Raw genomic sequence first — 23,802 nt, forward strand, 5'->3', positions numbered from 1 at the left:
CTATTCCGGTAGTTCGCTGGCGAGCCGTTGCCGGCTGGTGGGTTCGAGACAATACAGGGCGACCTGTCGCCAGGGGGCGAGCGCGGCGTGCGCGTCCTCGGGCCGCTCGCAACCGAGCAGGGCGAGCGCCAGGTATCCCGACAGCATGCCGTTGAAGGGCCACACCGCCGGATTCGCGGCAAAGGCGTCAAGCGCGGTGACCGCTTCCTGCAAGATCGCGGCGGCCTGCGCAGGTTCGCCGTCGCGCAGGTGCGCGATGCCCGTGATCGCACGATGCACCGGTTGCTGTATCGCAGGCAGCAATTTCGGCTGCACGTCCGACAACAGCACCATCGCCCGCTTCGGGTCACCCATGCGCACATGCGCGAAAGCAAGGTCGAGCAGCATGGTGCTGTTCCGACCCGACGCCTCGCAGGCGCGCTCAAGCCCGTCGATGAAGTCGTCGAGGCGATCCGCCGCATAGTGGATCGACGCCACCATCGACAGATGCACGCCATTTCCGGCATGCGGAGCCTGTTCCAGGGACCCCACCAACGCCAATCCGTCTTCCAGACGACCCCGGCGGGCCAATACGCAAGCGCGCTTGTACAGCAGGTCGGCGCACATCTGGTCGTTGCCCCGTACCGTCGACGAGGCCAGCAGCCGTTCGATGACGGCATCCGCTTCGTCCAGTTCGCCGCGTGCGAAGGCGGCAAGCAGCGCGTTGTACTCCTTCGCCAAGGCCTGTCCACGCACCACAAGCCAGAACCACAGTGCCACCACGGCCAGCACAGAGATGACTGTGCCGGGACTTCCCCGCCACACGCCCCATGCAATGCCTGCGAACGCCAGCGCCAATAGCAGCCAATTGTTCCGCACGGCCTGCCACCACCAAGTGCCGTTCGGTACTGGGCCCTTGCGAAGTCGCGCCTCGAATTGATACTCGGACGCAGACTTCGGCTTGAGGTTTTCCGGCCACTGCGCGCGCAGGCTGGCGGTGATTTCGTCATCAATCAGTTCGATTTCACGAAAGCCCTCGCGTTCCAGCACGGCGACCAGGTGTTCAGGCGATGCCGCATCGCGCGCGAAGGTATCGCGCCGGCCATTCCTGTCTGTCGCGGCAACCAGATACGGCTTCATCGGGCGCCGCGTCCCGTCGCTTCGCCCAACATCGACACGAACTTGTCGAACAGTGGTGCCACATCATGCGGCCCGGGCGCGGCTTCCGGGTGGCCCTGGAAACTGAACGCCGGCGCATCGACCAATTCGATGCCCTGGTTGGTGCCGTCGAACAGCGAACGATGGGTGACGCGGGCGTTTGCCGGCAGGCTCGCCTCGTCGATGCAGAAACCGTGATTCTGCGAGGTGATCATCACCCGACCGCTGTCGAGATCCTGCACCGGATGATTGGCACCGTGGTGGCCGTGCGGCATCTTCATGGTCTTCGCACCGATCGCCAGGCCCAGCAACTGGTGGCCAAGGCAGATGCCATACAGCGGAATCTTCGCCGCAACGAATGCGCGCGTCGCCGCGATCGCATAGTCGCAAGCGGCCGGATCGCCGGGGCCGTTGGACAGGAACACGCCATCGGGATTCATCGCCAGCACCTCGCTGGCAGGTGTCTGTGCCGGCACCACGTGCACGTCGCAGCCGCGTTCGGCCAGCATGCGCAGGATGTTGCGTTTGGCACCGAAGTCATAAGCCACGACCTTGAACTTCGGCGTGGTGGAGACGAACGCATTGCGGTCGAGATCCAGCTGGCCCTCGTTCCAGCGATACGCTGCGGTGGTGCTGACGACCTTGGCCAGATCCATGCCGGTCAAACCGGGGAACTTGCGTGCGGCTTCGATGGCAGCATCGACATCGAGCGTTTCGTCGTGCCGGGAAGCAGCCAGCAGGGCCGCGCTCTGGGCACCGCGTTCACGCAGCAGCCGGGTCAGCTTGCGGGTGTCGATATCGGCAATCGCCACGATCCCGCGCGCCTGAAGCCACTCCGGCAGCGCCACCTGGCTGCGCCAGTTGCTGGGCCGGCGCGGCACGTCGCGCACGATCAGGCCAGCGGCCCAGGCCTTGCCAGCTTCGTCGTCCTGCTCGGTGCAGCCGGTATTGCCGATATGCGGATAGGTCAGGGTGACCAGTTGGCGGGCATAGGAAGGATCGGTGAGGATCTCCTGATAGCCGGTCATCGCCGTATTGAACACGGCCTCGCCCACCGACAAACCGGGGGCACCCACGGAAATGCCCTCGAAGACCGTTCCGTCTTCAAGCGCGAGGATGGCGGGGATATTCATTGCGTCGCCTTGCGTCAGGTTGCAAAAAAGCGCCGAAGCGGCGGGGGCCGATCCGGAGCAGCGAGTGTTCAGGCGAGGGGAAATTGTACCGGCAGGCCGTCTCTCACGCTAGCCCAAACCCAGGCGAACGCCGTCAGCGCAACTCCCTCGGCAGGGCGAAGATCATGGTCTCCGGTTCACCGCGCAGCTCCTGCACGTCCGGAGCGCCAAGTTCACGCAGGCGCGCCAACACGCCCTGGACCAGCACCTCCGGGGCCGAGGCGCCGGCGGTGACGCCGATATGTCGATGCCCGGCAACCCAGGCCGGATCGATTTCCTCGGCGCTGTCGATCAGGAGCGCGGCCGCCCCCTCGCGCTGCGCCAGTTCGCGCAGGCGGTTGGAATTGGAGCTGTTGGGCGAACCGACCACCAGCACCGCGTCGCAGCCGCCGCGCACCAACTCGCGTACTGCATCCTGGCGGTTCTGGGTGGCGTAGCAGATATCGTCGTGCTTGGGGCCCAGGATCTCGGGGAAGCGCGCACGAAGGGCGGCAATGATGTCGCGAGTGTCGTCCACGCTGAGGGTGGTCTGGGTGGTGTAAGCGCAGTTGTCCGGCTGCTCCAGCGCGAGGGATGCCACGTCATCGAGGTCTTCGACCAGATGGATCGTCCCGGTCTGCCCGCTGGCGGTCCACTGCCCCATCGTGCCCTCGACTTCCGGGTGGCGGGCATGGCCGATCAACACCATGTCGCGCCCGCGCCGATTCTGGCGCCCCACCTCTTGGTGCACCTTGGTCACCAGCGGGCAGGTGGCATCGAACACGCGCAGGCCGCGACGCGTGGCCTCGCTGCGCACGGCCTGAGAGACGCCATGGGCCGAGAAGATGACCGTCGCGCCATCCGGCACTTCGTCCAATTCCTCGACGAACACCGCACCACGCGCCTTCAGGTCATCGACGACGAACTTGTTGTGGACCACTTCGTGGCGCACGTAGATCGGCGCCCCATAGATCTCCAGGGTGCGCTTGACGATCTCGATGGCGCGGTCGACACCGGCGCAGAAACCGCGGGGATTGGCGAGCAGGACATCCATGCGCTCAGTCTACGGTTTCACCGTCGGCTTGGACTTGACCGGAACGAGGCCGGAGGCCAGGGCCAGTCCCACGGCACCGCAGACCACGGCACTGTCGGCGATATTGAACGCCGGCCAGTAGTGCGTGCCGACGTACCACTGGATGAAATCGATCACATGGCCGTGCAGGAAGCGATCGATCACGTTGCCGAGCGCGCCGCCGATCACCAGCGCCAGTGGCAGCGCCTGCTTCCAGTCGCCGCGCGGGGTGCGCGCCAGCATCCACACCAGCACGCCGCTGATGGCAAAGGCCAGAACGATGAAGAACCACTGCTGCCAGCCACCGGCATCGGCCAGGAAGCTGAAGGCCGCGCCGGTGTTGTAGGTGCGGTACCAGTTCCAGAAACCATCGATCACCGGCACCGCAGTGTGTTCAGGCAAGCTGGCGAGCACCCACGCCTTGCTCCACTGGTCAAGCGTGATGACAAGGGCCGAGGCCAACAACCACGGCAATGCACTTGGCTGGGTCGCCTTCATCAGAACCACACCCGCGTTTCGCCCGGACCGTCCACGTTCGACACACAGCGCCCGCACAACGATGGGTGCGCGGCATGCGTCCCCACGTCCTCGCGATGGTGCCAGCAGCGGATGCACTTGGGCTTGTCGGTGGCGCGTGCGCTGACGTCGATGTCACCGGTGGTATCGTCATCGGGCACCAGCGTCACGTCCCCGCTGATCAACAGGAAACGCAACTCATCGACCAACGGCGCAAGCCGGTTCTGGTTGGCCACGCCACAGCGCAACTCGATCTCGGCATCCAGGGCAGCACCGATTTCGCCAGCCGCGCGCATCGGCTCCAAGACCTTTGCAACCTGTTCACGCAATGCCAGCAGCGTATCCATGTCGTTGGCCGACAGCGCTGCCTGATCAGGCAGCGCCGCCAGCCCGTCGTACCAGGTTGCCAGCAACACATTACCGCCGCGTTCGCCGGGCAGGTGGCCCCACAATTCGTCGGCGGTGAAGCTCAGGATCGGTGCGATCCAACGGGTGAACGCCTCCGCGATACGGAACATCGCCGATTGCGCGCTGCGGCGTCCGTGCGAATCCTCCGCCATCGTATAGAGGCGATCCTTGGTGACGTCGAGATAGAGCGAACCCAAATCGACACTGCAGAAGTTCATCAGCGCCTGCACCACGGATGCGAAATCGTAGTTCGCATAGGCTTGGGTGATCTCGTCCTGCACCTGCCAGGCGCGATGCACGATCCAGCGATCCAACGCAACCATGTCGTCGAGCGCGCGCAAGTCACGCGCCGGATCGAAGCCGTGCAGATTGCCGAGCAGGAAGCGTGCGGTATTGCGGATGCGCCGGTAGGCATCGGCATTGCGCTTCAGGATTTCCTGCGACAGCGACATCTCGTTGCTGTAGTCGGTGCTGGCGATCCACAGGCGCAGGATGTCCGCGCCCAGCTTGTTCATGATGTCCTGCGGCTCGATGCCGTTGCCCAAGGACTTGGACATCTTTCGGCCATGCTCATCGACGGTGAAGCCATGGGTCAGGCATTGCCGATACGGCGCCACCTTGTCCAGCGCCACCCCGGTGAGCAGCGAGCTCTGGAACCAGCCGCGGTGTTGATCGGAGCCTTCCAGATAGAGATCGGCCGGCTTGCCGAGGCCACGCGGCTTCAGCACGCATTCGTGGGTGACACCGGAATCGAACCAGACATCGAGGATGTCAGTGATCTTGTCGTATTGCGCGGCCTCGTCGCCGAGCAGTTCGGCGGCATCCAGCGCGTACCACGCGTCCACTCCACCTTGTTCCACCCGTTCGGCCACGGCACGCATCAATGCGACGCTGAGCGGGTGGATGTTGCCGGTTTCGCGATGCACGAACAAGGCAATCGGCACGCCCCAGGTGCGCTGGCGCGAGATCGTCCAATCCGGGCGCCCATCCACCATCCCGGCGATGCGTGCCTGACCCCATTCGGGATACCACTTGACCGACTCAATCGCGGCCAAGGCATCACGACGCAGGCTGGCTTGCTCCATCGAAATGAACCACTGCGGGGTGGCGCGGAACGCCACCGGGGTCTTGTGCCGCCAGCAATGCGGGTAACTGTGCTTGAGTGGCGCGAAGGCCAGCAGCGCGCCATTGCCGCGCAACACTTCGACAATGGCATCGTTGGCCTTCCACACGTGCAGCTGGGTGAGATCGACATCGCCCGCCTTCGGCGTGGACGACAGATACACGCCACGACCATCGACCGGGTTGAGTTGCGCGGCCGTGTATTTCGCGATGAGGCCGTATTTCTGGCCGACCGCGAAGTCCTCCTGGCCATGGCCGGGCGCGGTGTGCACCGCGCCGGTGCCGTCTTCGGCACTGACGTGGTCGCCTACCAGAACAGGAATGTCGCGCTCGGCGTAGAACGGGTGCGCAAACACCAGGCCTTCGAGTTTCTCGCCAGTGGCACGGCCGAGGATCATCACCGCATCCACGCCGTAGCGCTTCAGCGTCTTCTCGGCCAGCGCATTGGCCAGGATCAGCCATCGCCGCGTGCCATCGGCCTTGGTGGGGCCTTCCACCAACACGTAGTCCAGGTCCGGCCCCAGCGAGATCGCCAGCGAGGCCGGCAGGGTCCACGGCGTGGTGGTCCAGATCGGCAGCGCCAACTCGACCCCTTCTGGCAATTCGCTGCCAAACACGCGGCTGACCTGCTGCGGGTTGCGCGCGGCATAAGCCACGTCCACCGCCGGCGAGGTCTTGTCCTGGTATTCGATCTCGGCCTCGGCCAGCGCACTGCCGCAGTCGAAGCACCAGTACACCGGCTTCACCCCGCGCAGCAGGTGGCCGTTGTCCACGATCTTCGCCAGCGCACGGATCTCGTCTGCCTCGAATTGGAAGTCCAGCGTTCGATACGGGTGCTCCCAATCGCCAAGCACGCCCAAGCGCTTGAAGTCGCGGCGCTGCACGTCGATCTGTTCACGCGCGTACTCGCGGCATTTCTGGCGGAACTCGGTGGCATCGAGCTTGACGCCGACCTTGCCGAACTTCTTCTCGATCGCAATCTCGATCGGCAAGCCGTGGCAATCCCAACCGGGGATGAAGGGCGCGTCGAACCCGGCCAGGGTCTTCGACTTGACGATGATGTCCTTCAGGATCTTGTTGACCGCGTGACCGAGGTGGATCGCGCCATTGGCATACGGCGGGCCATCGTGCAGCACGAATTGAGGGCGACCCTTGGCGGCGGCGCGGATCTGCGCGTACAGGCCTTCGGACTCCCAGCGCGCCAGCGCGTCCGGCTCGCGCTTGGGCAGATCGCCGCGCATCGGAAACGCGGTGTCCGGAAGCAGGATGGTGGCCTTGTACGGATTTTCGCTTTGGTCGCTCACGCAAACACTCGCTGCGGTTCGTATTGAAGGAGGATGGCCCGCGCCTGCGCATCATCGCGCTGCATCTGCGCGGTCAACGTGGCCAGGTCGGGGAATTTTTCTTCGTCGCGCAGATGGGCGACGAACTCGACTTCGATCCGGCGCCCGTACAGGTCGCCATCGAAATCGAACAGATGCGCTTCCAGCAGCGGCTCGACGCCGTCGACCGTGGGCCGGGTGCCGAAGCTGGACACCGACGGCCACGGCGCGGCGGAAACACCATGCACGCGGGTGGCGTAGATGCCACGCAGCGCCGGGGTCTTGCCGGCGAAACGCAGATTGGCGGTGGGATAGCCGAGGGTGCGCCCAAGCTGACGCCCGCGCACCACCCTCCCACCGATGGCGTAGGGCCGCCCCAGCAATTGCGCAACCGTGGGAAAATCGCCTGCCGCCAGCGCCGCGCGGATGCGGGTGCTGGAAATGCGCTCGCCACCTTGCAGCACCGGCGCAATGGCCTGGGCGGAAAACCCCGCCGGCGCGCCCAGGGCCTGCAGCAGCGCCAGATCGCCGCCCCGGGCGTGGCCGAAGCGAAAACCCGGCCCCACCCACACTTCGCGTGCGGCCAGCCGCGCAACCAAGGTTTCGCGCACGAAATCCGCGGCGGCCATCGCCGCCAGCGCCCGGTTGAAACGCAGCAGACCGATGCCATCGACGCCCAAGTCGCGCAGTCCGGCAATCTTGTCGGCCACCAGCATCAGCCGCGGCGGCTTTACGCCGTGCGTAAACAGCTCGCGCGGCAGCGGCTCGAAGCCTACCGCCACCGCCGGCACGCCCAGTGCGCGCGCGCGCGCGACCGCGCGGTCGATCAGCGCCCGATGCCCCAGGTGCAGGCCATCGAAGGCGCCGATGCAAACCACGCTGCCTTGCGGGCACAGGGCCCGCCCGATGGCGTCGCGGAACAGGAAAGGCATGCGGCTCAGGATGGGCCGGTTTCCCGACCGTCTAAAAAGGTTGAATCCACGGAATTATTGCAGTGCAGTATAGCCCTGCTGGCGGGCTGCGGCCCGCCTCAATGCTCGCGGAAATCACGCGGCCGAAAGCCCAGCACCAGCATCGCCAGCGCGTACACCACCGCGCCGCCGCCCACCAGCCCGGCCAGCCACCACACCCGCATCCATGCATCCATGGCGGGGAAAGCCGGCGCCAGCTGCAGGCCGCCCAGCACCGCCGCCGCCATCGTCAGGTTGGCGATCCCGAGCTTGGACAGGAACCGGCCCCAGCCCGGCATCGGATCGTAGACCTTCGCCTTGCGCAACCAATACAGCAACAGGCCGAGGTTGAGGTAACTGGACAAGGCCGAGGCGATCCCCAGTGCGAAATGCAGGCCCGGCGTGCTGGCCAGGCCGGCCATGATCCCCTTGGCCTGCGCTTCCGGCGGCACTTTCCATACGTACAGCAAGGCCAGCAGGGCCACGTTGAAGACCATGTTCGCCACCAGTGCGGCGATCCCGGCACGCATCGGTGTTTTCGTGTCCTGGCGTGCATAGAACGCCGGCAGCACGGTCTTGACCAAGGCGAATGCGGGCAGGCCGAAGCTCAATCCGAACACCGACAGCGCGGTCATCTCGGCCGCGAAGGCATCGAACAGCCCGGTCTGGAACACGGTCGAGACCAGCGGTAGTGCCAGCAGCATCAGCCCCAGCATCGCCGGCACAATGATCAGGAAGGTGACGCGCAGGCCCCAGTCCAGCGACTTCGAGAACGCCGCGCGGTCGTCGTTGACGTGGTGCCGCGACAGGGTCGGCAGCACCACCGTGCCCAGGGCGATTGCAAACACGCCCAGCGGCAGTTCGAGGAAGCGATCCGCGGTCGACAGCCAGCTCTGCGAGCCGGAGGCGAGCTTGGCGGCGAGGAAGGTGTCGAACAGCAGGTTGATCTGCGCCACCGACGAGCCGATCAGGGTCGGCACCATCAGCGTCATCACCTTGCGCACCCCGGCGTGCCGCCAACCCCAGCGCGGCAGGCCGAGCAGGTCGAACCGGGCCAGCTGCGGAAACAGGAACAGCAATTGCAGCACTCCGCCCGCCAGCACCGCCCAGCCCAGGGTCATGATCGGCGGATCGGTCAGCTGCGCGCCGAAGATCGCACCCAGAATCATGCACAGGTTGAGGATGATCGGGGCGAACGCCGGCAGGCCGAAGCGGTGGTAGCTGTTGAGTGCGCCGGCGGCCAGCGCGGTCAGCGAGACGAACAGCAGGAACGGGAAGGTCAGCAGCAGCAGGCGGACGATCAGCGCCTGCTGCCCCGGCACCGGCTCGGCGTGGTTGGAAAACAGCGAGGCCAGCAAGGGCGAGCACAACATGCCCAGTGCGGTGACGATCAGCAGCACCCCGCCGAGGGTGCCGGCCGTGCGCGCCATCAGCTCCTTCAGTTCGGCCTTGCTGCGGGTTTCCTTGAACTCGGTGAACACCGGCACGAAGGCGGTGGAGAACGAGCCTTCTGCGAACAGGCGGCGCATGAAATTGGGAATGCGAAACGCCACCCAGAACGCGTCGGTCATCGCGTTGGCGCCGAAGTAGTGGCCGATCAGGCGGTCGCGGATCAGCCCGAAAATCCGGCTGACCATGGTCATGGCCCCGAACGAGACCACCCCGCGCAGCATCCCGCGCGGTTTGCCAGCCTCGGTTGCTCCGCCGCTCATCGCTTGACCCCGGCCCGAACCGCCAACCGCCCCGCCGCATTGACCTTGCGCATCAAAACCCTCATAATTGGCGGTCTTTCCGGTTCGTCGATCCGCGCGGCATTGTGCCAGTGGTTCGCGCTCCATGCCAAAACCCCGGCGTCAACGCCCCAGAAACCCCAGGATTTTCCCGTGGCCAACATCAAGTCCGCCAAGAAGCGCGCCAAGCAAATGGTCGTGCGCAATGCCCGCAACGTAGCCCAGCGCTCGCAGCTGCGCACCGCTGTCAAGCGCGTGCTCAAGGCCCTCAACGCCAACGACGCCGCCGCCGCCACCGAGGCGTTCACCGTCGCCCAGCCGCTGCTGGACCGCTTCGCCGCGCGTGGCCTGATCCACAAGAACAAGGCCGCCCGCCACAAGTCGCGCCTGACCGCGCGGATCAAGGCGATCAAGGCCGCCTGATACCTCCATCGAGGTAACCGCACGCAGCGAAAGCCCGGCGCAAGCCGGGCTTTTTTTGTGACTGGTATCCACCACGCCTTTGGACGAAGATCAAGCAACGCCGGGAAAATAACAAGCAATCACGATACAGGCATTAGCCCCTGCACGGACCTGCGGTCACCTGCCCTGGTTGCGGCATGCCATCTGTGGAAGCACCCTGCACGACAGTCTGATCTTCAGCACGACGAGCGCTGGTGTTGGCATTGATCAGTCCATCTACGAAGGTGCTGAAATCCTCACTGAACTGGAATTTCTCGCTTTGCCACGCCCAGAACATCAACCGCCTGCGTGCTTCGATCCTGTTGGTGGCTGCCCCCACCGAAAACTGGCCGGCGTAGCTGCGAATTTCTCGCTCGACGGAAGCGTAAATCATCGGATCAACAGTTCCATTGAGGTGCTGCCTATGCACATTTGACCAGATCTGGAACAGGCCGCGCCAATAACCCAGCATCTGCTCCCTGTCCGAGGCAGATGCCGTCGCGGGGTTATCGGTTTGGGTGGCAAATACACACGCCAAAACCGGATCGGTTGCCAGAGCAAGATTCAACTACAGGTAGGCATCTGCGATGGCCGCATCCGTCGACGCCCGAGTCGCGATCGAGTTTTGACGAATCTCGATTCCAACGAAGATGAGTGATCCGATGACGCCGATAATTCCGATACTTTCAACGATACGGCGCGCGCGTGGCGAACCTGGGGGAGCGACGGCCCTCGGACATTCATCAGGAAACGCGGCCATCTCACTCACGTCCAAGCCAAGTGGCCCACAATTCGGCCCAATTGCAGTGCTGGCAAGCAAGCTGAAGCCTCTTCCTGAGGCAGTAGGGACCGAGGCGGTCGACACTATGGTGCTTCTGCCGTACGACAGAATTACGACCTCCCCGGAGAGCGACATGTGGCCTGGCTCTCGAAGTCACTCAGCGCTCGCTGTTTCCTCCCGCAGCCGGTCGAAGAACGCCTGCACCGCCAGCATGATCGGCCAGGTGCCTTCGCGGCCGATGGCCGAGACCAGGTACCACGGCTCCTTCCAGCCGAGCTCGGCCACGATGGCTTCGGCGGCGGCACGCGCCTCGTCCTCGAACATCAGGTCGGCCTTGTTCAGCACCAGCCAGCGCGGTTTGTCCAGTAGTTCCGGATCATGCTTGCGCAGTTCGTGTTCGATCGCGCGGACCTGCTGCGCGGGCGAAAGCGTGGCCTGCCCTTCGAACTCCATCGGTGCGATGTCGACCAGGTGCAGCAGCAGATGGGTGCGCTGGATGTGGCGCAGGAACAGGCTGCCGAGGCCGGCGCCGTCGGCGGCGCCTTCGATCAGGCCGGGGATGTCGGCGATCACGAAGCTGCGCCCCGGCTCCACGCTGACCACGCCGAGGTTCGGATACAGGGTGGTGAACGGGTAGTCGGCCACCTTCGGCGTCGCCGCCGAGACCGCGCGGATGAAGGTGGATTTGCCGGCGTTCGGAAAGCCCAGCAGGCCGACATCGGCCAGCAGTTTCAATTCCAGGCGCAGCAACCGGCTCTCGCCCTCGCCGCCCGGCGTGGACTGCCGGGGCGAGCGGTTGGTCGAGCTCTTGAAGTGCATATTGCCCAGCCCGCCCTGGCCACCCTTGGCCACCAGCAGGCGCTGGCCATGTTCGGTCAGATCCCCGATGACTTCATCGGTGCCGACGTTGTGCACCACGGTGCCCACCGGCACGGTGATGGTGATGTCCTCGCCGGCCTTGCCGTATTTCTGGCTGCCCATCCCGTTCTCGCCGCGCTGGGCCTTGAACTGGGTCTGGTGGCGGAAATCGACCAGGGTGTTGAGGTTCTCGTCGGCCACCAGCCAGACATCGCCGCCGTCACCGCCGTCGCCGCCGTCCGGCCCGCCCAGCGGGATGAACTTCTCGCGCCGAAAGCCCACGCAGCCGTTGCCGCCGTTGCCGGCCGTCACGGTGATTTCAACTTCGTCGACTAATTTCATGGGATTGGGGATTGGAAATTGGGAAGAGCTAGTGTGTGGCGGGGCGGGCTCGTGTGGCTATTCTGTCGCTATGGCTCTTGCGAATCCCGAATCCCGAATCCCGAATCCCGAATCCCGAATCCCGAATCCCGAATCCCGAATCCCGAATCCCGAATCCCGAATCCCGGCTCCCCAACGAAAAACCCCGCCGAAGCGGGGCTCCTCGCATCAGCCTGCCGCGGCGCTTACTGCGCGGCGGCGACGCTGACGGTGCGGCGCTTCTTCGGGCCCTTGGTGGAGAACTCCACCGTGCCGTCGATCAGCGCGAACAGGGTGTGGTCGCGGCCGAGGCCGACGCCTGCGCCCGGATGGAACTGGGTGCCGCGCTGGCGCACGATGATGTTGCCGGCTTCGATGGCCTGGCCACCGTAGATCTTCACGCCGAGGTACTTCGGATTCGAGTCGCGACCGTTGCGGGTCGAACCACCAGCCTTTTTATGTGCCATGACGGCGTCTCCTTACTTGCTGCCACCGGCAATGCCGGTGATCTGGATTTCGGTGTAGTGCTGCCGGTGGCCCATCTGCTTGCGATGGTGCTTGCGGCGGCGGAACTTGACGATGCGCACCTTGTCGGCGCGGCCGTGGCCGACGACCTTCGCGGTGACCGAGGCGCCCTTGAGCGCGTCGCCGAGGGTGATGCCGTCGGCATCGCCGAGCATCAGGATGTTGTCCAGCTTGATCTCGCTGCCGGCTTCGGCTTCGAGCAGTTCGACGCGGAGCGTTTCGCCCTGCATCACGCGGTATTGCTTACCGCCAGTGACCAGCACTGCGTACATGGTGGGTTTCCTCGTTGATTCTGTCGTTCTTCTTGGGGATCTGCCGCACAACCGCGCGTACAGAAGCGGAATTGTAATGGATTCAGCTGGTTAGCGTCAAACCCTCCGCATCCACGGGCTCACCCCCGGCGGATCCACTGGCGATTTGCCCATGATTCGCCGCCTCGCTAGGCTTAGCGATTGGCCGACGCGAGTGTCGGCCTCCCCACACCCGCTGGAACCACCTGATGGCGCTGGACTTCATCCGCATCCGCGGTGCACGGACGCACAACCTAAAGAACATCGACCTCGACCTGCCGCGTGACGCGCTGATCGTGATCACCGGGCTGTCCGGGTCGGGCAAGTCGTCACTGGCATTCGACACCATCTACGCCGAGGGTCAGCGCCGTTACGTGGAATCGCTGTCAGCGTATGCGCGGCAGTTCCTCAGTGTGATGGACAAGCCCGACGTCGACCACATCGAGGGATTGTCACCGGCGATTTCGATCGAACAGAAATCCACCAGCCACAATCCACGCTCGACCGTCGGCACCATCACCGAAATCCATGACTACCTGCGCCTGCTGTACGCACGCGTGGGCACACCACATTGCCCGGACCACGGCTTCCCACTGGAGGCGCAGACGGTCAGCCAGATGGTCGACCAAGTGCAGGAAATGGAGGCCGACCCGGTATTGGCAGAGCAACGCTGGATGCTGCTGTCGCCGGTGGTGCGCGATCGCAAGGGCGAGCACGTCCAGGTCATCGACCAGCTCCGTGCGCAGGGCTACACCCGCGTCCGCGTCGATGGCGTGATCCACGAGATCGACGCAGTGCCGCCGCTGGCGCTGCGGGTCAAGCACACCATCGAGGCGGTGATCGACCGATTCAAGCCACGCGCCGACCTGCGACAACGGCTCGCCGAATCATTCGAGACTGCGCTCAAGCTTGGCGGCGGCATCGCCATCGTGCAATCGATGGATGACGCCGGGCGGGCTCCGCTGCTGTTCTCGTCCCGCTACTCCTGTCCGAACTGCGATTACTCGCTGCCGGAACTGGAGCCGCGGTTGTTCTCGTTCAATTCACCGATGGGCGCCTGCCCGACCTGCGACGGACTTGGCGTGTCCGAGTTCTTCGATCCCGACAAGGTGGTGGCACGTCCCGAACTGTCGCTGGCCGCTGGTGCCCTGCGCGGCTGGGATCGACGCAACGCCTATTACTTTTCGATGATCACCTCGCTGGCACGGCATTATCTGTTCGACGTCGATGCCCCATGGCTGAACTTGCCGAGCCACATCCGCGACGTGCTCCTCAACGGCAGCGGCGAGGAAACCATCAACCTGACCTATGTCAGCGAAAGCGGACGCAAGGTCCAGCGCCGACATGCCTTCGAAGGCATCCTGCCGAACCTCGAGCGGCGCTATCGGGAAACCGAGAGCGCGGCGGTGCGGGAGGAGTTGGCGAAGTACATCAGCCAGCGCCCCTGCCCGGATTGCAGCGGCACCCGCCTCAACCGGCAGGCACGCAACGTATACGTGGCCGGCCGGCCGTTACCGGAAATCGCAATCCTGCCGATCGGGAAGGCTCTGGTGTTCTTCGATGCATTGACGCTACCCGGCTGGCGCGGCGAGATCGCCACTCGAATCGTCAAGGAAATCCGCGAGCGGCTGGGCTTCCTCGTCGACGTCGGGCTGGACTACCTGACCCTCGAGCGCAAGGCAGACTCCCTGTCCGGTGGCGAGGCGCAGCGCATCCGCCTCGCCAGCCAGATCGGCGCCGGATTGGTCGGTGTCACCTACGTGCTTGACGAGCCCAGCATTGGACTGCACCAGCGCGACAACGCGCGCCTGCTGGCTACGCTCACCCGGTTGCGCGATCTCGGCAACACGGTGCTGGTGGTGGAACACGACGAGGAAGCGATCCGGCTTGCCGATTACATCGTCGACATCGGCCCGGGTGCCGGCATCCACGGTGGTGAAGTGGTCGCGCAGGGGTCGCTGGACAATGTGCTCTCCGCGCCGCGCTCGCTCACCGGGCAATACCTGTCAGGGCGCAAGCAGATCGAAATCCCGGCACACCGGAACGTACCGAACCGCAAACGGATGCTTCACCTCAAGGGTGCCTGCGGGAACAACCTGAAGGACGTGGACCTCGAAATCCCATCGGGATTGTTCACCTGCATTACCGGCGTCTCCGGGTCCGGGAAATCAACCCTGATCAACGACACTTTGTACGCGCTCGCCGCCAACGAAATCAACGGCGCCTCGCACACGCCAGCACCCTGTTCCGACATCCTTGGACTGGACCTGTTCGACAAGGTCGTGGCGATCGACCAGTCGCCGATCGGACGCACCCCGCGCAGCAACCCGGCCACCTACACCGGACTGTTCACGCCACTGCGCGAACTCTTTGCCCAGGCCCCCGAAGCGCGCGCGCGCGGTTATTCACCAGGGCGCTTCTCATTCAACGTTCGTGGTGGCCGCTGCGAGGCATGCCAGGGTGATGGCCTGATCAAGGTGGAGATGCACTTCCTGCCGGATGTTTACGTTCCATGCGATGTCTGCCAAGGCAGGCGTTACAACCGCGAGACACTGGAAATCCACTACAAGGGCCACAGCATCCACGACGTGCTGGAAATGACGGTGGAGGCAGCTCTCGACCTGTTCCAGCCAGTTCCCTCGATCGCACGCAAACTGGAAACCCTGATCGATGTCGGGCTGTCCTACGTCAAGCTCGGCCAAAGCGCGACCACCCTGTCCGGCGGCGAGGCGCAGCGGGTGAAGCTGTCCAAGGAACTTTCGCGGCGCGACACCGGTCGCACCCTGTACATCCTCGACGAGCCCACCACCGGGCTGCACTTCCACGACATCGAAGCACTCCTCGCGGTGCTGCATCGATTGCGTGACGATGGCAACACGGTCATCGTCATCGAACATAATCTCGACGTCATCAAGACCGCGGACTGGATCGTCGATCTTGGACCCGAGGGCGGCAACGGTGGGGGCTCCATCGTTGTTGCCGGCACGCCGGAAACCATCGCATCCCATCCCGGCTCGCACACCGGACATTTCCTCGCCCAACTGCTGCATGGGCGATCCAAGTCACCCGAACCCTCCAACCGCACCGTTACGGAGTCGGCATGAACCAGGGCACCTCCAACACGTTCCGTTCCCGCATCGCACTGCGATGGAGCGACATGGACGCTTTCAACCATGTCAACAACGCCCGCTTCCTGACCTTCCTGGAACAGGCGCGGATCGAATGGTTCGAAACCATCGGGGAGGATTGGGTGACGGACTCCAGCGGGCCGGTGATCGCTTCGGCAACACTCAACTTCAGGCGTTCCATCGGCTATCCGTCGCAGATCGACGTGGAGTTGTTCATCGAGAAACTCGGAACCAGCAGCATGGTGATCGGGCATCGCATCCTCGCCGAAGATGGCAGCCTGCACTGCGACGGCAACGTGGTCGCTGTCTGGATCGACCGTCACAGCGGTCGTCCCACGCCACTGCCCGGAAGCGTGCGCCGGGCAGCCGAACGACTGCAGGTCATTGCCTGATCACCCGCCTGCCCGCACCCTGGCGTCGCATTCGCCACATCTGAAACCCATTTGCCCCGGATCTGCCCATGTCCTTGGTCGAACGCTCCATCCACGGCGCCATCCAGCAACTGCGCATGGCGCGCGCACCGGTCAACGCACTTGACCCAGGGCTGTGTCAGGCAATCACCGACGCACTGCGTTCGGCGGTCGCCGATGGCGCACGCGGCATCGTTCTGGCCGGGGGAGCCAAGGTGTTTTCCGCTGGATTGGACGTGCCCTACCTGCTGTCGCTGGAGGCGGACCGGAACGCCCTGCTGCAGGCTTGGGAGGCATTCTTCGAAACCGCCCGCACCTTGGCCGCCTGCCCGGTGCCGGTGATCGCGGCGATGGCCGGCCACGCGCCCGCCGGCGGCTGCGTGCTGGCCCTGTGCTGCGATTACCGGGTGCTGGCCGAAGGCCCGTTCCGGATCGGTCTGAATGAAACCCAGGTGGGCCTGGTGGCGCCGGAGGGCATCCAAGCCCTGCTGGCGCGCGTGGTCGGCCCACATCGGGCCGAGCGCCTGCTGGTGGCGGGGCACATGCCGGATGCACAGGAGGCGCTGTCGATCGGCCTTGTTGACGAACTCGCGGCGGCTGAAGAGGTGGAGCGTCGTGCGCAGGCTTGGCTTGCGGCCCTCACCCAACTCCCACGCGAGCCGATGCTGCAGACCCGTGCAATTGCCCGACGCGACGTGGTCGCAGCGCTGGCGCCGGAACGCATCGACCTTGATCGCTTCGTCACCGCTTGGACCCATCCGGACACGCAAGCCGGGCTGCGGGCGATGCTGGCGCGGATCGGGAAGTAGGATCGCACCGAGGCCGAAGGCCGAGGGACGCAAGCTTGCGGAAACGCCACGACGGCCTTCCTCGCTGCCGATGCCAACCCGGTGCCCCGACGCGTGATCCCGGCGCCGGCACGCGTCTGGTCACGCCAGTCTGATCACGCACGCCTGCTGCGCATCGCACGGGTATGCGCAAGCGTCGGATCGTCAGCCAGCGCCCGGTAGCGCGCCGTATCGACCGAGACCAAAGCCACCTGGCCTCGCTCATCGAAATGCAAGCCCCAGCCGTGGGTCTTCGCGAGCGGCGACGTGCGCATGCACGCCATCGGCTTGGAAAAGAAATCCTCGCGCAGCCGCACACCGCTGGCCGCCAATTGCCCTGCCGAGATGCCCGCTCGACTGGCATGCACGTGAAACTGCACGTCCTCTTGGGTGTGTGCATACGGCGCCTGCGAAATCAGCGCGTATTCCAGCTCAGCCACCGTGGGTTTACCCGCGCGCGGTTTCGGCGGCACGCCTTGCGTGGCTTTGCAGTCGGCGGCAACCTCGATGAAGGTGTTGAAATAATTCATCGTCGCCCCACCTGCGGCGAACCACTGCGCTACGCGTCAGAGCAGCTCCAGCACCGTCTCCGGCGGCCGGCACAGGCGCACGCCCTTGGCGGTGAACACGAACGGCCGGTTGATCAGGATGGGCGTTGCCACCATCGCATCCAGCAAGGCATCGTCACTCAGCGCAGGATCATCCAGCCCCTGCTCCGCGTAGGCAGGCTCCTTGCTGCGAAGCGCATCGCGCACGCGCAAGCCAGCAGCGGCGATGGCCTGCCGCAGGCGCGCCTTGTCGGGCGGGTTGTTGATGTAATCGACGACCTCCGGCTCGATGCCGGCCTGGCGGATGAGATCCAAGGCCCCGCGCGAATTGCCGCAGGTGGTGCGATGCCAGATCTCGACGCGCTGCTGTTTCGGCATCCGTCAACTCCCCGTCACCACCGGGCGGGTCGGATCCGAAATCCAACCGCTCCAGGAGCCGGCGTACAACTTCGCGCCCTTCAAACCAGCGCGCTCCATCGCCAGCAGGTTGTGGCAAGCCGTGACTCCCGATCCGCACATCACCACCACTTCCGAAGGTGCAAGGCCGCCCAACAACTCGCGATACTCGGCCGCAAGACGGACCGGGGATTTGAAACGACCGTTTTCAAGGTTCATTGCATACGGACGGTTGATGGCGCCCGGAACGTGGCCGGCAATTCGATCCAACGGCTCCTCCTGACCGCGGAAGCGTTCCGGTGCCCGCGCATCGATCAGCAATCCGCCCAAGGCGAGATGCGCCGCCACGGCATCGGCATCGACCAAGCGACTGGCATCGAAGCTGCCACTGATGAACGATGCACCTGGGATCTGCTGCATCGAGGTGGACACCGGCAAGCCCAGTGAGGTCCAGCGCGTCCAGCCGCCGTCGAGCAGCGCAACTTTCTCGTGTCCCATCACCATAAGCATGAACCACAGCCGGGAAGCGATGGCCCCATCCCCGCCGTCATACACGATGACTTGAGTGGTCGGCGTCACGCCCCAGCGACGCAGGCGGTCCAGGAATGGCCGAATCGTCGGCCACGGGTGCCGTCCCTGCCCGGCCAAGCCGATTTCGGACAGGTCCCTCTCCAAATGCGCATACACCGCACCCGGAACCCGCGAGCGCAGCCATTCCTGCTCGCCCTGCTTGGGATCGAGCAGCGAAAAACGGCAATCGACGATCACGAGGTCGCGGCGCTCCAGCGCCATCGCCAGGACCTCTGGCTGCACCAATGTCGTCCATCCTGCCATCACGTCCCTCCTTGCTCCACGCCCGCAAGCCGCTCGCGCAGGTTGTACAGGATCGACGCAGTCGCACCCCAGATCCGGTGTGCAGCATACCGGTATTGCAGCACATGGCGGGCACGCCCGCCAAAGTTGATCTCAATCCGTTCGAGACACGCCGGATCAAGCAGATACTCCAGCGGCACTTCGAACACGTCGGCCACCTCGTCCGGGTTCGCCCGCGCAACGAAATCAGCGCGAATCAAGGCGAGAACGGGCAAGACCTGGAATCCTGTAATGGTCAGGTAGGGATCGAGGTAACCCAGCACCCGCACCTGCCCGGACTGCAGGCCGATTTCTTCGTTCGCTTCGCGCAATGCCGCAGCAACCGGACTCGCATCCGAACTCTCGATGCGCCCGCCGGGAAAACTGACCTGGCCCGCGTGATGGCGCAATTGTTCGGTGCGCCGCGTCAACAGGACGCTGGAACCCGCAGGACGCGCGATGACGCCGACCAGGACCGCAGCCGGCCGCGGGTCCGCGTCCAGCGCGAGCCCCTCCAGGTCCCCCAGGTTCCATGGTGGAGAGGCCGGAGGGGTTTCGGGAGGGTAGACGGCTTGCCGCAGGCATCCTGCAAGCCGTTCTGGCCCCATCACGCCAGCGTCCAATCAACCGGTCTCCCCATGCAATTCGACACTCTCGGCCAATCTCGGAAACACGATGCGCCGGCACGAGTCCGGCGCATCGATGCCACAGTGCGGGCGGCGTGACGAATCTCCACGCCTGCCAGTTGACAGGCTCGTTACTTCACGGAACCCAATTCAACCTGCATCACGATCGCCTGCTGTGCGAACTGGGAATTCTGACCCGAACCCAGACCACCGCCCGGCGGAATGACAACTTCCCAGACCGCACCCTGCTGCATCAGTGGGAGGGTGTCGCGGATTGCCGGGATTGGTGCCTGTGAAACCTTGAACGGCGGCGGCGTCTGCACCCCGCTGAGTGCCACGCCCACCGCGCCGAGGAAACTGCGGAAAGCGATCTGTACCTCGCTGTTGGCAGTCGGCTTGGCACCGGTACCGGGCCTGACGATCCGGTACATGATGCCGCTGGGCATGGTGACCACGCCCTGCTGGGACTTGTACTGGGTGATGAACGCGGCGGACTGCGCCTTGTTGTCATCCAGTGCCTTGCGGAAGGCCGCCTGCGCCTTGGCTTCCATCCTCTGCTGGTAGCCGCCGAAGGCGGTACGCAGTTGGTCGTCGGTGTAAGCCGGCTGCTTGTTGCCGAACGCATCCTGTAGGCCACGCACGACAGTGGCGATATCGATCGGCTCGCCTCCGGAGCGCAATTCCTGACCGAGGTTCCAGCCCAGTGCATAGCTGGCATGGGTCTTGTCGACCACCGGCAGGGCCGGGGCGGCGGGTGCCGTTGCTGCCGGACGCGCGGCAGGAGCAGCTGCCGGGGCAGTCTGGGCTTGCGCAGTGGCGACACCAGCATTCAAAAGCAGGGCCGCCACGCTGGCAGCAATCACATGAAGCTTCATCCAGAACCTCATTCGCTAGGGAAAGGACCGCGATCGCGGCCCGGAAGGGGGAAAACCGGCCGAGGCCGGGGAGAATTGCCGGTAGCAGGCGGCAAGCCGCCAACGGGACACGCTAGGATAACCGCCACAGCCCTTAACGGCTACTGAGGCTCCTCTGCGACAAGCGACGGCAGGGGACGTTCCTTCATTCACGCAATTTCCTGGACTGCTTGGACCGCCCATGACCGACAACCTGCTACTCATCGACACCGCCGCGGGCATCCGCACCATCCGTATCAACCGCCCGGACAAGCTGAACGCGCTCAACGCCGACACGCTGGATGCGCTGGATGCCGCGTTCGCGGCAGCCGACCACGACCCCGAGGTGCGCGTGGTGGTGCTGACCGGTGCCGGCCCCAAGGTCTTCGTGGCCGGTGCCGACATCAGCGAGATGAACACCCTGACCCCGGTGCAGGGCCGCGATTTCTCGCTGCGCGGCACCCGCATGATGCGGCGGGTGGAGACGCTGTCCAAACCGGTCATCGCCATGGTCAACGGCTTTGCGCTGGGCGGCGGACTGGAACTGGCGATGTGCTGCCATCTGCGGATCGCCGCCGATACCGCCAAGGTCGGCCAACCGGAAATCAACCTCGGCCTGATCCCGGGCTTCGGCGGCAGCCAGCGCCTGCTGCGGCTGTGTGGGCGAGCGGCGACGCTGGAACTGTGCCTGACCGGCGCGCCGATCAATGCCGAGCGTGCCCTGCAGCTGGGCATCGTCAATCGCGTGGTCCCCGTAGCCGAACTTGAATCTGCGGTGATGCAGTTGGCTGGCCAATTGGCCAAGGCCGCACCGTTGGCGCTACGCGGGATGTTGGACTGCGTGAACATCGGCGGCGAATGCGGGATCGAGGAAGGGTTGGAATACGAGTCCGCGCAATTCGGCCTGATGTTCGCCACCGAGGACATGCGCGAAGGCACGTCGGCGTTTCTGGAAAAGCGCACACCGACATTTGCCGGCAAGTAAACATCGCCACGCCACCCCTGTCAGTCCCGCGGATGCGGGGTGGCTTCCCGCACGGTGGAGCGATGCGCGGGCAGAATGCCCGCCGTTGCGTCCATGACGAGTCCCCATGCACTCCTGCTGCCCCACCTGCCCCTGCGCATCGAACCATCCCGCACACGCGGTGCTGATCGCGCTGGGCGAAGATGACCTCGATGCGGCGCTGGCGCTGGGCTTGCTGGATGCGCAGCCGTGTCCGGGCTGCGCCGCCGCGTGCAACGCTGCCTTGGTCGCCATGCGTGAGGCCCGCCGCTTCGCACTGGCCGCACGCGGACGCCACCGCGCGCGTGCTGCACGGCTGGGGCGCATCCAGCGCGAACGCGACGCAGCGCGGAGCCCCCGCCAAGTGCCCGACGCCACGTCCACGCCGACGCCCGCATTGCCAAGTGTCGCCGCCGAGGCCCTGGCCCGCGCATTGGCCAAGGCCAAGGCCCGGCATTCATGAGCCCGTCCCGCAGTCTACGCGCCGCACGCGGCAGCAAGCTCGCGCGGCAGGATATCGCCGAACTGTTCACGCGCCTGCGTGAAGGCAATCCGCATCCAACCACCGAACTGGAATACACCACCCCCTTCGAATTGCTGGTGGCGGTGGTGCTCTCGGCACAGGCCACCGACGTCGGCGTCAACAAGGCCAGCCGCAGGTTGTTTCCGCGAGCAAACACCCCTGCCGCGATCCTGGCGCTGGGCGAAGACGGCTTGAAGGGCTACATCAATACCATTGGCTTGTACAACGCCAAGGCCGCCCACGTGATTGCGCTCTGCCGGCAGTTGCTTGAGCGACACGATGGCGACGTGCCGCGCAGCCGCGAAGCCCTCGAAGCTCTGCCAGGCGTGGGCCGCAAGACCGCCAACGTGGTGCTCAATACGGCGTTCGGTGAACCCACCATCGCGGTGGACACGCATATCTTCCGAGTCGCCAACCGCACCGGGCTTGCCCCCGGCAAGAACGTGCGCACGGTCGAGGACAAGCTGGTGAAACTGGTGCCGTCCGAATTCGCGCGCGACGCCCACCACTGGCTGATCCTGCATGGCCGCTATGTCTGCAAGGCGCGCAAGCCGGACTGCGCCCATTGCCTGCTGAACAGCCTGTGCAAATGGTCGGCCAAAACCCCAGTCAACACGGCTGACAGTGGGTTCGCCCTTCCGTCAGGGCTGCGCTGAACAAGTCCATCCTGGACTTGTCAGCGCACGACTGTCCATGGTCGGTAGACAACGCCGATTGAATCAGCGTTGCCTCAGGCGACTTACCGTGAAACCCATCGATCGTGCTGGCGGAGCCCCAGTCGCATTGCTAGGATGAGCGCACGCCCACCGTATTGAAGCCATTGCCATGCAGCACTCCGCATCTTCACTCGCCCCCACCCTCGCCGCCGCACTTCTATTTGGACTCTCCAGTCTGCTTCCGGCGCACGCCCATGACCAAGGCGGAATACAGGACCATGCTGCGATGGGTGGCACCGAACACTCAGGTCACACGTTCACGCAAATCGATACCGACCACGATGGCCGCATTTCCCGCACCGAGTTCGCTGCAGTACACGACGGCAAGTCCGAACGTTTTGCCGGCATCGACGGCAACCGTGATGGCTTCATCAGCAAAGCCGAGTTCGATGCCCACCACGCGGCAATGAAACCCGCGAATGAAGGCGGAACCACGAATCGCGCTGCGGACGAGCACGCAGGACACCATTGACCCATTCCGGCCCTGGGTTGATACGGTTTGCCACGACAAGGCCGCAAGGATGAGTCATTCCACGGCGGACTGTGCAAGCCCCCCAATGGCCGAACGCTTCCGCGGCTACCTGCCGGTGGTGGTGGACGTGGAAACCGGAGGGTTCGACTGGAACAAGCACGCGCTGCTGGAAATCGCGGCGGTGCCGATTGACCTGGATGGCGAAGGCCGCTTCGTGCCAGGCGCCACCGCGCATGCCCATATCGCCCCGGCATCTGGCACGTTGATTGATCCGAAATCGCTGGAAGTCACCGGCATCAAGATCGGCCATCCGCTGCGATTCGAGGTGGACGAGCGCACCGGGCTGGATGCGATCTTCGTCCCCGTGCGCGCCGCCGCGAAGAAGCACGACTGCCAGCGCGCCATCCTGGTCGGCCACAACGCCCACTTCGACCTCAACTTCCTCAACGCAGCGGTTGCACGGGTTCAGCACAAACGCAATCCGTTCCATCCGTTCAGCGTCTTCGACACGGTGACGATGGCCGGCCTCGCCTATGGCCAGACCGTACTGGCACGCGCAGCGATGGCTGCGGGCATCGGCTGGGACCCGAAAGAAGCGCATTCGGCGGTGTACGACGCCGAGCAAACCGCACGACTGTTCTGCATCATCGCCAACGCATGGCCGCAGACGGGGGCCACGGCGTCGGTCGCCATGCCCGGGGACAACACAGCAGCCATCGGCGCCATGGTTGGCGCCGGCTAGCGT

The 23,802-nt window shown here is 64.9% G+C and carries 24 protein-coding genes and 1 pseudogene; 8 read left to right on the forward strand and 17 right to left on the reverse strand.

Going from position 1 to position 23,802, the window contains the following annotated elements; genetic code table 11:
* The 7 genes from IT472_RS00720 to murJ form a co-directional block, all read right to left on the reverse strand.
* Nucleotides 1-1,119: a hypothetical protein gene (locus IT472_RS00720; RefSeq protein ID WP_297176880.1), complete on the reverse strand. Its 1,119-nt coding sequence runs from the start codon at nt 1,117-1,119 to the stop codon at nt 1-3.
* The gene (gene carA, locus IT472_RS00725) at nt 1,116-2,270 is read right to left on the reverse strand and encodes a glutamine-hydrolyzing carbamoyl-phosphate synthase small subunit (RefSeq protein WP_297176883.1); all 1,155 of its coding nucleotides are present in this window, start codon (nt 2,268-2,270) and stop codon (nt 1,116-1,118) included. The genes IT472_RS00720 and carA overlap by 4 nt, the downstream gene beginning before the upstream one ends.
* A 133-nt stretch (nt 2,271-2,403) precedes the next feature.
* Nucleotides 2,404-3,342, reverse strand: a complete 939-nt coding sequence (ispH, locus tag IT472_RS00730; RefSeq protein WP_297176886.1) for a 4-hydroxy-3-methylbut-2-enyl diphosphate reductase — start codon at nt 3,340-3,342, stop codon at nt 2,404-2,406.
* 9 nt (nt 3,343-3,351) lie between these two features.
* A complete protein-coding gene (lspA, locus tag IT472_RS00735) occupies nt 3,352-3,858 on the reverse strand; it encodes a signal peptidase II (RefSeq protein WP_297176889.1) in 507 nt (168 codons plus the stop codon).
* A complete protein-coding gene (gene ileS, locus IT472_RS00740; RefSeq protein ID WP_297176970.1) occupies nt 3,858-6,647 on the reverse strand; it encodes an isoleucine--tRNA ligase in 2,790 nt (929 codons plus the stop codon). The genes lspA and ileS overlap by 1 nt, the downstream gene beginning before the upstream one ends.
* A 59-nt stretch (nt 6,648-6,706) precedes the next feature.
* A complete protein-coding gene (locus IT472_RS00745; protein ID WP_297176892.1) occupies nt 6,707-7,660 on the reverse strand; it encodes a bifunctional riboflavin kinase/FAD synthetase in 954 nt (317 codons plus the stop codon).
* Nucleotides 7,661-7,758: 98 nt separating this feature from the next.
* Nucleotides 7,759-9,351, reverse strand: coding sequence for a murein biosynthesis integral membrane protein MurJ (gene murJ, locus IT472_RS00750; protein ID WP_297176973.1), 1,593 nt, complete (start codon nt 9,349-9,351; stop codon nt 7,759-7,761).
* A 210-nt stretch (nt 9,352-9,561) separates the two neighbouring features.
* On the opposite strand from murJ, the gene rpsT reads away from it, so the two are divergent.
* On the forward strand, nt 9,562-9,831 hold the full coding sequence (gene rpsT / locus IT472_RS00755; protein WP_297176976.1) for a 30S ribosomal protein S20: 270 nt from the start codon (nt 9,562-9,564) through the stop codon (nt 9,829-9,831).
* A gap of 133 nt (nt 9,832-9,964) precedes the next feature.
* On the opposite strand, the gene IT472_RS00760 is transcribed toward rpsT, so the two are convergent.
* The 4 genes from IT472_RS00760 to rplU all read right to left on the reverse strand — a co-directional run bounded on the left by IT472_RS00760 (nt 9,965) and on the right by rplU (nt 12,645).
* Nucleotides 9,965-10,417: a hypothetical protein gene (locus IT472_RS00760; RefSeq protein WP_297176895.1), complete on the reverse strand. Its 453-nt coding sequence runs from the start codon at nt 10,415-10,417 to the stop codon at nt 9,965-9,967.
* A gap of 366 nt (nt 10,418-10,783) precedes the next feature.
* Nucleotides 10,784-11,830 carry a GTPase ObgE gene (gene obgE, locus IT472_RS00765; RefSeq protein ID WP_297176899.1) on the reverse strand — a complete coding sequence of 349 codons (1,047 nt, stop codon included), beginning with the start codon at nt 11,828-11,830 and terminating at the stop codon, nt 10,784-10,786.
* A 224-nt stretch (nt 11,831-12,054) separates the two neighbouring features.
* Nucleotides 12,055-12,315: a 50S ribosomal protein L27 gene (gene rpmA, locus IT472_RS00770; protein WP_297176902.1), complete on the reverse strand. Its 261-nt coding sequence runs from the start codon at nt 12,313-12,315 to the stop codon at nt 12,055-12,057.
* A gap of 12 nt (nt 12,316-12,327) precedes the next feature.
* On the reverse strand, nt 12,328-12,645 hold the full coding sequence (rplU, locus tag IT472_RS00775; RefSeq protein WP_297176905.1) for a 50S ribosomal protein L21: 318 nt from the start codon (nt 12,643-12,645) through the stop codon (nt 12,328-12,330).
* Nucleotides 12,646-12,872: 227 nt separating this feature from the next.
* Between rplU and uvrA the strand changes: the two are divergent.
* The 3 genes and pseudogenes from uvrA to IT472_RS00790 all read left to right on the forward strand — a co-directional run.
* Nucleotides 12,873-15,710: pseudogene (uvrA, locus tag IT472_RS00780) on the forward strand (excinuclease ABC subunit UvrA); the annotation flags it as partial.
* A gap of 53 nt (nt 15,711-15,763) precedes the next feature.
* Nucleotides 15,764-16,183: a thioesterase family protein gene (locus IT472_RS00785; protein ID WP_297176907.1), complete on the forward strand. Its 420-nt coding sequence runs from the start codon at nt 15,764-15,766 to the stop codon at nt 16,181-16,183.
* A gap of 68 nt (nt 16,184-16,251) precedes the next feature.
* Complete coding sequence (locus IT472_RS00790; protein WP_297176910.1) at nt 16,252-17,010, forward strand: enoyl-CoA hydratase/isomerase family protein; 759 nt, start codon at nt 16,252-16,254, stop codon at nt 17,008-17,010.
* 134 nt (nt 17,011-17,144) lie between these two features.
* Here the strand turns inward: IT472_RS00790 and IT472_RS00795 are convergent, their stop codons facing one another.
* From IT472_RS00795 to IT472_RS00815, 5 genes are all read right to left on the reverse strand, one after another.
* Nucleotides 17,145-17,558, reverse strand: a complete 414-nt coding sequence (locus tag IT472_RS00795) for a DUF6157 family protein (protein ID WP_297176913.1) — start codon at nt 17,556-17,558, stop codon at nt 17,145-17,147.
* Nucleotides 17,559-17,594: 36 nt separating this feature from the next.
* A complete protein-coding gene (gene arsC, locus IT472_RS00800; RefSeq protein WP_297176916.1) occupies nt 17,595-17,954 on the reverse strand; it encodes an arsenate reductase (glutaredoxin) in 360 nt (119 codons plus the stop codon).
* Nucleotides 17,955-17,957: 3 nt separating this feature from the next.
* Nucleotides 17,958-18,806, reverse strand: coding sequence for a sulfurtransferase (locus IT472_RS00805; protein ID WP_297176918.1), 849 nt, complete (start codon nt 18,804-18,806; stop codon nt 17,958-17,960).
* Nucleotides 18,806-19,432: a CoA pyrophosphatase gene (locus IT472_RS00810; protein ID WP_297176921.1), complete on the reverse strand. Its 627-nt coding sequence runs from the start codon at nt 19,430-19,432 to the stop codon at nt 18,806-18,808. The genes IT472_RS00805 and IT472_RS00810 overlap by 1 nt, the downstream gene beginning before the upstream one ends.
* 149 nt (nt 19,433-19,581) lie before the next feature.
* A complete protein-coding gene (locus IT472_RS00815; protein WP_297176924.1) occupies nt 19,582-20,325 on the reverse strand; it encodes an FKBP-type peptidyl-prolyl cis-trans isomerase N-terminal domain-containing protein in 744 nt (247 codons plus the stop codon).
* A 220-nt stretch (nt 20,326-20,545) separates the two neighbouring features.
* Between IT472_RS00815 and IT472_RS00820 the strand changes: the two genes are divergently transcribed.
* From IT472_RS00820 to nth, 3 genes are all read left to right on the forward strand, one after another.
* Nucleotides 20,546-21,328 carry an enoyl-CoA hydratase-related protein gene (locus IT472_RS00820; RefSeq protein WP_297176927.1) on the forward strand — a complete coding sequence of 261 codons (783 nt, stop codon included), beginning with the start codon at nt 20,546-20,548 and terminating at the stop codon, nt 21,326-21,328.
* A 106-nt stretch (nt 21,329-21,434) separates the two neighbouring features.
* On the forward strand, nt 21,435-21,809 hold the full coding sequence (locus IT472_RS00825) for a hypothetical protein (RefSeq protein WP_297176930.1): 375 nt from the start codon (nt 21,435-21,437) through the stop codon (nt 21,807-21,809).
* Nucleotides 21,806-22,525 carry an endonuclease III gene (nth, locus tag IT472_RS00830; RefSeq protein WP_297176933.1) on the forward strand — a complete coding sequence of 240 codons (720 nt, stop codon included), beginning with the start codon at nt 21,806-21,808 and terminating at the stop codon, nt 22,523-22,525. The genes IT472_RS00825 and nth overlap by 4 nt, the downstream gene beginning before the upstream one ends.
* 304 nt (nt 22,526-22,829) lie before the next feature.
* Here nth and IT472_RS00835 read toward each other — a convergent pair whose 3' ends face one another.
* Nucleotides 22,830-23,042 carry a hypothetical protein gene (locus IT472_RS00835; RefSeq protein WP_297176935.1) on the reverse strand — a complete coding sequence of 71 codons (213 nt, stop codon included), beginning with the start codon at nt 23,040-23,042 and terminating at the stop codon, nt 22,830-22,832.
* Between the two features lie 64 nt (nt 23,043-23,106).
* Here IT472_RS00835 and rnt point away from each other — a divergent pair, with 64 nt between their 5' ends.
* Nucleotides 23,107-23,799 carry a ribonuclease T gene (gene rnt, locus IT472_RS00840; protein WP_297176937.1) on the forward strand — a complete coding sequence of 231 codons (693 nt, stop codon included), beginning with the start codon at nt 23,107-23,109 and terminating at the stop codon, nt 23,797-23,799.
* The last annotated feature ends 3 nt before the right edge of the window (nt 23,800-23,802 follow it).

The organism is Thermomonas sp. (genome assembly GCF_020850895.1).
GTDB lineage: Bacteria > Pseudomonadota > Gammaproteobacteria > Xanthomonadales > Xanthomonadaceae > Thermomonas.